Here is a 12,548-nt window from a genome sequence, read left to right on the forward strand (position 1 = left end):
GACCACACCCCCCACGACCCCGCCGGCCACCGGCGTCCCGCAGGTGCAGGTCTCCGGCAACACCCTGGTGGACGCCTCCGGGAAGGCGGTCACCCTGCACGGCGTCAACCGCTCCGGCACCGAGTTCATGTGCGTCCAGGGCCGCGGGCTCTTCGACGGGCCCAACGACGCCGCCTCGGTCGCGGCCATCAGGAGCTGGCACGTCAACGTGGTGCGTGTGCCGCTCAACGAGGACTGCTGGAACGCCCTGTCCGACGTGGACGCCGCCTACAGCGGGACCACCTACCGCACCGCGGTGAAGGACTACGTCAATCTGCTGCACCAGAACGGCATCGCCGCCATCGTGGAGATGCACTGGTCGCACGGCGTCTACTCGGGCAACTCCTCCGCCTGCACCGACGTCAACGCCACCTGCCAGAAGCCGATGCCGGACGCCGACAACGCCATCAGCTTCTGGACGTCCGTGGCGCAGACCTTCAAGGGCGACCGCTCCACCGTCTTCGACCTCTTCAACGAGCCCTATGTGGACCGGGCGGTCTCCGGGTCCACCCAGGCATGGGCCTGCTGGCGGGACGGCGGCAGCGCCTGCCCCGGCCTCGGCTACCCGGTGGCCGGTATGCAGTCCATGGTGAACGCGGTGCGCGGCACCGGCGCGGACAACGTGATCATGCTGGGCGGGCTGGCGTACTCCAACGACCTCACCTCCTGGCTGACCTACAAGCCCACCGACCCGCTGAACAACCTCGCCGCCTCCTGGCACTCGTACAACTTCAACACCTGCAGCAGCAGTTCCTGCTGGGACAGCCAGATCGCCCCGGTGGCCGCCAAGGTGCCGGTCGTCGCGGGTGAGATCGGCGAGAACGACTGCGCCCACGGCTATGTCGACACCCTGATGAACTGGCTCGACCAGCACAAGGTGTCCTACCTCGGCTGGACCTGGAACACCTGGGACTGCTCCTCCGGCCCGTCCCTGATCGCCGGTTACGACGGCACGCCGACCGCCTACGGCCAGGGCCTGAAGAACCACCTCGCCACCCTGCAGTGACCGCCGGCCGCCGGGCCGGGACGCCGCACCCGGCCCGGCGGCCGCACCCCGTCCACCCGTGCCGGAAATCCATTCACTGTATATCGGGCGGACATTCAGTTCATAAATTGAAAATGAAGACTTGACTGTTCTTTGACAACAAATTGCTGCGGCATTAGCCGCAAGACTGTGAATTTCTGCGAGGTTCAGCACTGCGTTTCCGTCCCGAAGCGCAGAACCCTTGGCCGGCACCGCGCGCCGGCATCAGGAGGAACCCTCGTGAAGTCCCGCCACCTCGCCGCTGCCGCGGCGGCCGCGCTGCTGCCCCTCAGCATCGCGGCACTGGGCACGACCCCCGCGTACGCGTCGGCCTCACCCTCCGCGTCCGCGTCCCGCTTCTCCCTGCCGCAGACCCTCTCCCCCGCCGTGGCCCGCTCCCACGCCCAGGGGGAGGTCGCCGACACCCAGCGCATATCCGTCGCAGTCAGCCTGAAACTGCGCAACACCGCGGAACTCGACAGGTTCGTCACCGCTGTCAGCACCCCCGGCTCGGCGGAGTACGGGCACTATCTGACGCCCGCCCAGTTCGCCGCCCGCTTCGCGCCCACCGCCTCCGACGTGGACCAGGTCCGCAGCTATCTGCGCAGCCAGGGCCTGACCGTCACCGGGGTCAGCGCCAACCGCCAGGTCGTGGACGCCTCCGGGCCCGCCACCAAGGTGGAGGCCGCCTTCGGCACCCGTGAGCGCACCTATGTGGACCCCGCCGCCGGCAACCGGCGCTTCTTCGCCAACGACCGGCCGGCCACCCTGCCCAGCGACCTCGCCCAGGTCGTCCAGGGCGTCTCCGGCCTGGACGACCACACGGTCCGCCATGCCACCGCCGCCCCGCACGCCACCCCCAGCGGCTACGGCCCCTCCCAGTACGACGCGGCATACCGCTTCAACCAGCTCGGCACGGACGGCACCGGCCAGACCGTGGCGCTCTGGGAGTTCGACGGCTACAAGTCCAGCAACCTCACCGCCTACAACACCCAGTACGGCCTCTCCGGCCCGGCCGCCACCACCGTCTCGGTGGACGGCGCCAACTACGACTCCAGCCCCGGCGACGGCCAGGGCGAGGTGGAGCTGGACAGCGAGATCGTGCGCGGTGTCGCCCCCAAGGCCACCCAGCTGGTGTACGAGGCGCCCAACAGCGACCAGGGCGAGATCGACATGGCCGCCAAGATCGTGTCGGACAACCGGGCGCAGGTGGTCTCCATCTCCTGGGGCTCCTGCGAGCCCGACACCACCCCGTCCTCCATGACCGCGGTCAACAACTCCTTCATCCAGGCCGCCGCCCAGGGCATCTCGATCTTCAGCGCCTCCGGCGACGACGGGTCCCGCGACTGCACCCGCTCCACCAGCGGCTCCGGCGTCAAGGCCGTGGACTTCCCCGCGTCCAGCCCGTACAACACCGGCGTCGGCGGCACCAACCTGTCGCTCAGCGGCGGCGCCTACGGCTCCGAGAAGGCCTGGAGCACCAGCGGCGGCGGTGTCTCCACGCAGTTCGCCAAGCCCTCCTGGCAGACCGGCTCCGCCACCAAGCGCACGGTGCCGGACGTGGCCTCCGACGCCGACCCCAACACCGGCTTCGCGATCTACACCGCGGGCGGCTGGTACCAGTACGGCGGCACCAGCGCGGCGGCGCCGCTCTGGTCCGGCTACACCGCGCTGTACAACCAGAAGGCCACCGCGGCCGGCAAGTCCCGCCTGGGCCAGGCCAACCCGGCGCTGTACCAGGTCGCCACGGGCTCCGGCTACTCCGCCGCCTTCCACGACGTCACCAGCGGCTCCAACCAGGACTACTCCACCACCACCGGCTACGACCAGGTGACCGGCTGGGGCTCCCCCATCGGCGACGGCCTCGCCACCGCCCTGCTCGGCGGCACCAGCGGCGGCAACACCGTGACCGTCACCAACCCGGGCAACCAGTCCACCGCGGTGGGCACCGCCGCCAGCCTGCAGATCAAGGCGTCCGACTCGGCCTCCGGCCAGACCCTCACCTACAGCGCCAGCGGCCTGCCCGCCGGCCTGTCGATCAACTCCTCGACCGGTCTGATCTCCGGCACCCCGTCGACGGCCGGCACCTCCACCGTCACCGTCACCGTCAAGGACGGCACCGGCGCCCTCGGCACCGCCACCTTCACCTGGACCGTCGGCAGCGGCGGCGGCACCGGCTGCACCGCGGCCCAGCTGATCGGCAACGGCGGCTTCGAGACCGGCTCCGCCTCGCCGTGGACGGCCAGCAGCGGCGTGGTCGACAACAGCACCGGTGAGGCCGCCCACTCCGGCTCCTGGAAGGCCTGGATGGACGGCTACGGAACCACCCACACCGACACCGTCTCCCAGACGGTGACCGTCCCCGCGGGCTGCAAGGCGACCCTGACCTTCTGGTTGCACATCGACACCAGCGAGACCACCACCAGCTCGGCCTACGACAAGCTCACCGTCCAGGCCGGATCCACCACCCTGGCCAGCTTCTCCAACCTCAACAAGAACACCGGCTACGCGCAGAAGACCTACGACCTGTCGTCCTTCGCCGGGCAGACGGTGACCCTGAAGTTCACCGGCGCCGAGGACTCCTCGCTGCAGACCAGCTTCGTCCTCGACGACGTGGCGCTGAACGTCTCCTGACACCCCCTCCGCACCAGCCCCGCCGGGGCAGGCTCCTGACTTCACGGGCCTGCTCCGGCGGTTCCACGTCCGGGACCGCGTTCGCATCCGCCGGGTGCCGCGCGCCGCCTTCCCCACTGAGCCGCCGCCAGACCTCTCCTTGTCGTGAGCATTTTCATACCCTTGACGGGGTGACGCGGCGGGGCCATCTTGCGTACTGTCCGTCCGTCGAGCGCGTCGGGGGAGGAGTCCGGATGGTCCCTCAACAACTACCGGCCGGGCCGCCACTGCGCCTGGTCGAGGACCGGGCCCAACTGCGGCCCGTCCCCACGCACGCCGTCGGCACCTTCGCCGAGACGCTGCACTCCGCCGTCGAGGCCAGCGGCCTCAGCCTGGACCGCATCCGGCACACCCTGGCGGCCCGCGGCGCCAGGGTCAGCGTGACCACCCTCAGCTACTGGCGGCGCGGGCGCAGCCAGCCCGAACGGGCCTCCTCCATGCACGCCGTACGGCTGCTGGAGGACATCCTGGACCTGCCGGACGGCACCCTCACCTCACTGCTCGGGCCGCCCCGCCCCCGCGGCCGCTGGGCCGCGGCCAGCCAGCCGGCCCCGCAGCACGCCGAGGGCCTGGGGGTGGCCGCCCTGTGGCCCGGCGAACGCTGGCTCGCGGACGTCTTCGAGGAACTGGGCGCCACCCCGGGCGACGACCTGGAACGGCTCGCCATCCATGACACCTTCCGGGTGGACGCCGTCCGCAGCGAGTGCGTGCTGCGGATGAACCAGGTCGTCCGGGCCACCGCCAACGGCGTCTCCCGCTGCCTGGTGGTGCACAGCGCCGACGAGGACACCGACGACCTGCCCCGGATCGGCCCCGTCCGCCACGCCCGCCTGGGCCGGGTCCGGCACCGTCCGGAGGCCGGGATCGTCGCGGCCGAGGTCATGCTGGACGCACCGCTGGCCATCGGCGACACCGCCGTCTTCGAGTACGAGGTGCGCCTGCGCTCCCGCACTCCCGCCACCCAGTACGGGCGCCGCTTCGCGGTCCCGGTGCGGCAGTACGTGCTCCAGGTGCAGTTCGACCCCTATGAGGCCCCGCCCGCCCACTGCTACCGCTATGAGCGCGACCCGGGTGCCGACACCGACAGCGACCGCCGCCAGCTGTGGCTCGGACCCTCCCGCAGCGCCCATCTGGTCTCCCTCGACCAGCAGCCCGGCCTGATCGGGATCCGCTGGGAGTGGAGCTGACCGGCCGCCCGTCGGCGGGTGCGGTGGAACAGGACGCACCCGCCGCTCTGGGCCGTCCGTGGCACATCGGCCCGCGCCCGCTTGCGCCTGCCGCCGGAACTCCTCCGGTCCGCTGAACAATCGCCCTGGCCGGGACGTGGTCGACATGTCCCGGAGGACCAGGGAGGACCACCGATGGACAGCGCAGCACATCCCGACCGCAGAACCCTGCTCTCCGGCGGACTGGCCGTCACCGCACTGGCGCTCACGGGGTGCTCCTCGGACAGCGTCGCCCCGGCCGCGGCCGGCTCCCCGGCGGCTCCGGGCTCCCCGGCCGTCTCCGCCTCCCCCCAGGCCCGGCCGGCCACGCCTGCCGCGGCTCTGGCACGGCTGATGGACGGCAACCGGCGGTGGGTGAGCGGCGACCTGCGGCACCCCGACCGCGACCCGGACCGGCGCCGGTTCGTGGCCCAGGCACAGGAGCCGTTCAGTGCGGTGCTCTCGTGCATCGACTCCCGGGTGCCGCCCGAGCTGCTCTTCGACACCGGGCTGGGCGACCTCTATGTGATGCGCACCGGCGGGCAGGCGGTGGGCCCGGTGGTCACCGGCTCGGTGGAGTACGGACCCATGACCGGCGGCACCCCGCTCGTCGTGGTCCTCGGGCATCAGCGCTGCGGCGCCGTCAAGGCCTCGTACGCGTCGCTGCGCGACGGGAGGCCGCTGCCCGGCAACCTGGAGGCGATCGCCCAGGCGCTCCGGCCCGCGTACGAGCAGGCGCTCAGGGAGGGCGGCGACGATCCGGTCGAGACCATGACCCGCGCCCAGATCGAGCTGACCGCGGCCGGGCTGCGGGGCAACCAGGACCTGGCCCCGCTGGTGCGCAGGGGCGTCCTCGGCGTCGTGGGCGCCTACTACTCACTGGACACCGGCCGGGTGGAGGTCCTGTCGGGCGCCCCGTCCTGACTTCGGTGTGCCCGCGCCGCCCGGCACCGCGAAGGGCCGATCACCCCGACGGGCCCCGGAAGGCGGCCCGTCCAGGCGGCCGCACGGAAACGGACCCGCCCCCGGAGGGACCGCGGTGAGCGGCTCCCTCCGGGGGCGGGTCGAGAAGGCTTACTTCAGGCCGAAGGCGCGAGTGATGCTCTGGGTCACGCTGTTGCCCAGGTCGTCGTGCGCGGAGGTCCGCAGAGTGGCGTACGCGGCATGGGCGGGGGCGTGGAGCACGGCCGCCCAGCCGTCATCACGGTGGGTGAGCGCTGCCTTCTGCCAGGTCTTGCCGTCGTCGTAGGAGACGTCGAGGGTGACGGTCCTGATCGCCCGGGAGCTGGGGCCGCCGGGGATGTGGGAGGGCGTGACCACGAGTTCGGCGTTCCGGTGCGCCTTGCCCGCGGTGTCGGTGTCGACCTGGTAGTCCAGCTGGATCAGGGGCAGGACGGTGGCCACGCCCGGTTCACCGGCCGCCGAGGTGAAGTTCCACTCGGTCCGTGTGCTGGTGGAGTACGGGTTGGCCCAGTCGCCGCGGGAGTTCTCCGAGACGAGCCGGTAGGGAAGGCGCTCGGGGTCGGCCACCTGGACGTCGACGAAGTCGTCGTAGTTCTTGGCCAGGAGCGTCTCTCCCTGGTAGAAGGACAGCGTGTTGCGCACCAGCGGGTTGTCGATGGTGCCGCCCACGTGGTCGCCGCCGGAGTCACCCCAGCCCGGGACCTCGATGTTGAACTCGTTGTCGATCCTCCACTGCGCCCCCCTCTGGTTGTTGAGGCGCGGACGCTCGATCGGGCCGAACCAGTCCACCCGGCTGGTGGTACCGGCCTGGTAGCTGACGGCCGGCCCCGACTCCTGGATCTCACCGGGGATCTGGTTGCGTTCGATCCACTGGATGTCCTTCCCGGCGGAGACCCAGTCCGTGCGCTCCCCCTGGGCCGGGGTCTCGTGGAGGTAGGAGTAGCCCAGCTCGATTCCCTGGAAGCTGACGTCCGAGCGGTATTCGGCCGTCCGGTCCTGCTGGTAGTTGCGGAAGGAGACGTCGACGCGGGCCAGGTCGTCCTCGCCCGGCCGGTAGGTCGGGTCGGCGGGCACCGCGCCGTCGTAGGTGCGGACGAGGTCGTAGAGGTAGTCCGTGACACGGCTGGAGACGAGGGTCAGCGGGGTCCTGCCGTGCTGGATCCTGCCGATCAGCTCCTCACCCTCGTCCAGGGTGAGGGTGGCCACCGTGAGAGGCGGAACGGAACCGAAGGACATGAAGCCCTGCGGCCACGGACGCAACCGGCCGACCCCGTCGTTGACGACCAGCAGCACCCGGGCGCCCGCCTGTACGGCCGCGGCCGCCTGCTCCTCCGGGGGGACCGTGTCGCTGCGGCGCACCACGGCGACCTTGCCCCGGGCCCGCAGGCCCGTGTAGTCGGACGCGGCGCCCTGCCCGGCGAAGACGGCGTCGAGGGTGGTCCGGCCGTCGGGAAGCTGCACCGAGCCCCGCTGCACCTCCAGGTCGTCGTAGTCCTGCGTGCCGGAGGCAACGGTCAGTGCGGGCTCCTCCTTGCGCCAGCGGGTGCTGAAGGAGAACCGGCCCTCGGTGACCTTTCTGCCGGTCGGCAGCGCCCACATGCTGTCGTACTCGCGCGCGGAGAGGTCCAGGGTGCTCATCGAGTAGTCGTCGGTGTCGAAGACGCGCTCGAGGTCCATGTGGACCTCGGAGTCGGTGGTCGTCCTGGGTACGACGGCGCTGACCTGCCGGGCCGCCCGGGCGTCCAGCATGACCGCGCGGTTCCGGTCCAGGGTGATCTCAGGAGCGCTCAGCAGGGCCTTGCCCAGCGAGTGCGGGCCGTGTGCGCCCTGCACGTCCGCCTTGAGCCACACCGCGTACGTGCCGGGCGGCATCCGCAGGGTGGCCGTGCCCGACGCGTCGAGTTCGAAGACGGCGTAGACGCCCTTCCCCGTCAGGGTCAGCTCGCCGCCCAGCGGTTCGCCGCTGCGATCCTTCGCGGTGATGGAGAGGCTGTAGCGCTCCGCCTCCTTGCCCGTTCCGATGAGGGTGTGGGCGAGGATCCTGCCCGTGGCGTCGGAGGCGTTGATCATGCCGCTGAAGTGGCTGTCCAGGGGTGCCTTGTCCAGGTCGGCCGAGTAGGTGACCGTGCTCGTGCCGTGCGCGGGCACGGTGACCCGCGGGGCGGACAGGGTGAACAGTCCCGCGGGCGCGTCCGCGGCGTCGAGGGCCAGGTCGAGGGTGACCGGGGCGTCGGCGGTGTTGGTGTAGGTCACCTCCTTCTCCGCCTTCTCACCGGGCTGGTGGGGCCACTCGTGGAATCCGGCGTAGGCGCTGCCGGTCGCGAAGACGGTGTCCCGTACCGCTGCCGCGACGTCCAGGCGTCCGGCGCCGGCCTCGTAGGGGGTGTACTGCGGCGTCGCCTTGGTGGAGCTGATCAGGGCGTCCTTGAGTTGCCGTCCGGTCCAGTCCGGGTGCGCGGCGGCCAGCAGCGCGGCGGCGCCCGCAACATGCGGGGTGGCCATCGACGTGCCGCTCATCGTCCGGTAGTAGCCGTCGCCCTCGGACAGCTGGGAACGTGCCGCGAGGACGTCGACGCCCGGTGCGGTGAGCTCGGGCTTGAGCCCGAAGTCGCCCACCCGCGGACCCTGGCTGGAGAAGCCGGCGAGCTGGTCGGCGCCGTCCACGGCACCGACCGTGAGCGCGGCGTCCGCGGCGCCCGGTGCGGCGACGGTGTCCGGTGCCCCGCTGTTGCCCGCCGCGACGACGAAGAGCGCGCCGGTCTCGGCGCTGAGCTCGTCGACGGCCTGGCTCAACGGGTCGCTGCCGTCGGACGGGGTACCGCCGAGACTCATGTTGATGATCTTGGCGTGCTGGTCGCGGGCGGCCCACTCCATGCCCGCCAGGATCCACGAGATCTGGCCGCTGCCGCCGCATCCTCCGATGTCGCACACCGTGCCGAGGACCTTGCCGATGTGCAGCCGGGCATCGGGGGCGACCCCCTTCTCCTTGCCACCGGAGGCGGCGCCGGTGCCGGCGATGGTGGAGGCGACGTGCGTACCGTGGCCGACGGGGTCCTCGAAGACGTTCTCGTCGGGCACGAAGCTGGCCGAGCCGGCGATGCGGTCCGTCAGGTCCGGGTGGCTGCCGTCCACGCCGGTGTCCAGCACGGCGACGTCCACGCCCTGGCCGGTGTCGCCTCCCGCCCAGACGTCCGGGGCGCCGATCTGCGCGGTGGTGTCCGCCAGGTCCGCCTTGACCTTGCCGTCCAGCCACACCTTGGCGATCCCGCCGGCCAGGGCGGGCTTCCCACCGGCGACGCGGGCACCGGCGCCACCGGCGGCGGTGAGCGCGGACCAGAAGTCCGCCGAGCGAGCGCGATCCTCGGTCAGTGCGGCGCCCTGGATGCTGTCGAAGGTCCGGACCCTGGACGCCCCGGCGGGCACCGCCTGGGTGCGCTCGCGAGCGGCGGCGTCGCTGTAGTTGACGATCAGGGGGAGCCGGTCGGTGTGCGCGTTGTCGTAGCCGTCGGCGAGGAGCTGCGTGACATCGAACAGACCCTTGTCGAGAAGCCCGGCGGAGAGGAACGGCAGCGCGGACCCGGGGTAGACATAGGTGTCCTTCCCGGCCCTGTTGACCTCGAAGTCGACGGCCTCCCCGTGCGGTCCCTCGACCTTCCTGATCGCGGTGCCGTCAGGGGTGGCCGTGACCGTGTCCCCGGTGATCAGGGTGACGGTGCGCAGAGCACCGGGGCGGACGCTGCCGGTGCCCGGCGCGTTCGCCGCCCCGGGCGTGGTGGCCGACGCGGTGGCGAACGACGGCGGGACGACCGCCAGTATCGCCAGGGCAGACCCGAGAGCCATCAGCCTCGCTCTGCGAGGGTATGGGGTTGACAAAGAGAACTCCGGTTGTGAAGGGGAGGCTGAACGCCGACAGGGCGTCAGAAGTCAGGCCGGGGAGTGCCGTCATGGGCTGCGGTCGCGGCTGTCCGCTCGACTGCCCTGGTGACCCACCGTGCCCGCAGTCGGGGCCACCGCTCCCGGCGGTACCCGTCGTGGTGCAACCGGGCTGAACGACGCCTGGCGACCCGCGAGGAGAGTCACCGACTCGAAGGCGCTCCCGTGGTGCGGAACGCCGTAGCTGTCCGGCCGCTCGACGTACGGCCGGGACGGGGGATGCCGCCCTCGCCCTGGGCGGAGCGCATCCCGGAGGTCGCTGCAGCCGGCCTGACCCGCGTGGCTCCGCTCGGGAACCGGTCGCCGGTCACGGCAGACGCGACCACCAGCAGCAGGGACCGCCTTCCTTGAGGTGAGGTGCGTTCAACTTCTCTGTGGGCAGGACGACGCCGTCTTCACGGCGGACACCGTCGCGGCGGACACCGTCGGCCGGACGGAGGATCGGACGGAGGAACGGGCGACTGACACCGTGAACCGATCGTGAAGTTCCGGGATCGCGCAGCAGGACGGATGCGGACGTCCACAGTTAAATCTTGTGGCCGGAGGATGTACAGATCACAATCGTGTCCGATATCGCCAGCTGGCGAATCACGCCATCACCGGCCCGACCGCCCGCCGGGCGGAGACCACCAGGAGGACGCCCGGTGCTCGGCCCCCTCGGAATCAGCGAGTTCGACGAGCGCATCTACCGCGCGTATCTGGCCAGGCCTGACCGCACGCAGTGGGAGATCGCCGCACAGCTGGGCACCGCACCCGGCCAGATCCAGAGCGCGGTGGACCGGCTGGCGGAACTGGGCCTGCTCCGGGAGGAACGACACGGCCAGTACCGGCCGGTCAGCCCGCGGACCGCGTTCAGCGCACTGGTCGCCAGGCGCCGGGCCGAAACCGAGGCCGCGTTCGCCGCGGTCGGGGACGCTGTCGACGACCTGGCGAGTGAGTACCGCGCCAACCGGCTGCAGGGGGACCCGACCGAGCTGGTGGAGGTGATCACGGACGAGGAGTCGGTCACCCGGAGGGTGGCCGAGCTGGTCCAGTCCGTCCGCACCCACTTCTGGGTGCTCGACCGGCCTCCCTACCTCGGCCCGTACAGCAACGACGCGGAGGAGGCCCTCACCATGGACCTGCTGGGCCGCGGCGTCGACATACGGTCCGTCTACACCCCCGAGGCCCTGGAGCCGCCCGGCCGATTCGAGCTGATCACCCGTCTGTCCAAGCTCGGCGAGCAGGCGCGGCTGCTCCCGGCCCTGCCGTTCAGGCTGCGGATCATGGACCGTCGTGTCGCACTGGTCGCGCTGATCGGAGGGCGGTACGACAGGATCGTCGTCGTCCACCGGTCGGGCCTGCTCGACGCCATCCTCGAACTGTTCGACACCTACTGGCAGCGCGCGCAACCCATCGCCTCGACGGTTCCCCCCGCCCCCGACCGGCCGAGCGAGGAGGACCTGCTGCTGCTGAAGATGCTCCAGGCGGGCTACAAGGACCAGGCGATCGCCCGGCAACTCGGGACGAGCGCACGCACCGTGACCCGCCGGATCGCGGCGATCGCGTCCCAGCTCGGGCTGGACACCCGCTTCCAGATGGGCGCCGAGGTCGTCAAGCGGGGCTGGCTCTGAGAGGGCCGCAGGGCTCGACGGCACGGAGCCGGTGATCCGTACGGCGAGGTACGCCGGCCCGGCGACGCGGTCGCGCGGGCCCCGGTGGGCAGGCCTGCGGACTCCCTGCGGACAGCAAGGCCGCCCGACCCGCCCCGCGGCAGGTCGGACGGCCCTTCGCCGGACGCGCTCAGACGTTGAAGCGGAACTCCACCACGTCGCCGTCCTGCATCACATAGTCCTTGCCCTCCATGCGGGCCTTGCCCTTGGCGCGGGCCTCGGGGATGGAGCCGCACTCGACCAGGTCGTCGTAGGAGACGATCTCAGCCTTGATGAAGCCCTTCTGGAAGTCGGTGTGGATGACACCGGCCGCCTCGGGGGCGGTGGCGCCCTTCCTGATCGTCCAGGCGCGGGCCTCCTTGGGCCCGGCGGTGAGGTAGGTCTGCAGGCCCAGGGTGCGGAAGCCGACGTGGGCGAGCGTCGCCAGGCCGGGCTCCTCCTGGCCCATGGACTGCAGCAGTTCCAGTGCCTCGGCGTCGTCCAGCTCGATCAGCTCGGACTCGATCTTGGCGTTGAGGAAGATCGCCTCGGCCGGTGCGACCAGGGCGCGCAGGCCGTCCTTGAACTCCTCGTCGACCAGCTCGTCCTCGTCGACGTTGAAGACATAGAGGAACGGCTTGGCGGTGAGCAGGTGCAGCTCCCGCAGCGGCTCGCGGTCCAGGCCGGCGTGGAAGACGGTGTCGCCGGCCTCCAGCACCTTCTGCGCCTGCTCGACGGCGGCGACGGTGGCGGCGGTCTCCTTCTTGAGCCGGGCCTCCTTCTGCAGCCGGGGCAGCGCCTTCTCGATGGTCTGGAGGTCGGCGAGGATCAGCTCGGTGTGGATGGTCTCGATGTCGTCCTTGGGCGAGACCTTGCCGTCCACATGCACCACGTCCGGGTCGTTGAAGGCCCGGATGACCTGGCAGATGGCGTCCGACTCACGGATGTTCGCCAGGAACTTGTTGCCCAGGCCCTGCCCCTCGGAGGCGCCCCGCACGATTCCGGCGATGTCTACGAAGTCCACGGTGGCGGGGAGCTTGCGCTGCGAGCCGAAGACCTCGGCGAGCTTGTCCAGCCGGG

General features: G+C 71.3%; 7 protein-coding genes. 5 read left to right on the plus strand and 2 right to left on the minus strand.

Translation table 11 applies throughout. The features are described from left to right. The 4 genes from AOK09_RS31995 to AOK09_RS32010 form a co-directional block, all read left to right on the plus strand. Positions 1-1,045: glycoside hydrolase family 5 protein (locus AOK09_RS31995; RefSeq protein WP_055590724.1), on the plus strand; the 1,045-nt coding region annotated here is incomplete at its 5' end. A gap of 258 nt (positions 1,046-1,303) precedes the next feature. Then, positions 1,304-3,697: a protease pro-enzyme activation domain-containing protein gene (locus tag AOK09_RS32000; protein ID WP_055590725.1), complete on the plus strand. Its 2,394-nt coding sequence runs from the start codon at positions 1,304-1,306 to the stop codon at positions 3,695-3,697. A 233-nt stretch (positions 3,698-3,930) separates the two neighbouring features. Next, the gene (locus tag AOK09_RS32005; RefSeq protein WP_055590726.1) at positions 3,931-4,923 is read left to right on the plus strand and encodes a hypothetical protein; all 993 of its coding nucleotides are present in this window, start codon (positions 3,931-3,933) and stop codon (positions 4,921-4,923) included. Between the two features lie 174 nt (positions 4,924-5,097). Beyond that, positions 5,098-5,865, plus strand: coding sequence for a carbonic anhydrase (locus AOK09_RS32010; RefSeq protein ID WP_175609374.1), 768 nt, complete (start codon positions 5,098-5,100; stop codon positions 5,863-5,865). Between the two features lie 150 nt (positions 5,866-6,015). Here AOK09_RS32010 and AOK09_RS32015 read toward each other — a convergent pair whose 3' ends face one another. Further along, positions 6,016-9,744 (minus strand): S8 family peptidase, encoded by a 3,729-nt coding sequence (locus AOK09_RS32015; RefSeq protein ID WP_055590727.1) that lies wholly within the window; start codon positions 9,742-9,744, stop codon positions 6,016-6,018. A gap of 737 nt (positions 9,745-10,481) precedes the next feature. On the opposite strand from AOK09_RS32015, the gene AOK09_RS32020 reads away from it, so the two are divergent. Continuing rightward, positions 10,482-11,450 carry a helix-turn-helix domain-containing protein gene (locus AOK09_RS32020; RefSeq protein WP_055590728.1) on the plus strand — a complete coding sequence of 323 codons (969 nt, stop codon included), beginning with the start codon at positions 10,482-10,484 and terminating at the stop codon, positions 11,448-11,450. 169 nt (positions 11,451-11,619) lie between these two features. On the opposite strand, the gene ychF is transcribed toward AOK09_RS32020, so the two are convergent. Continuing rightward, positions 11,620-12,548: redox-regulated ATPase YchF (gene ychF / locus AOK09_RS32025; RefSeq protein ID WP_055590729.1), on the minus strand; the 929-nt coding region annotated here is incomplete at its 5' end.

This window comes from Peterkaempfera griseoplana (assembly GCF_001418575.1).
GTDB classification, from domain to species: Bacteria; Actinomycetota; Actinomycetes; order Streptomycetales; family Streptomycetaceae; genus Peterkaempfera; species Peterkaempfera griseoplana.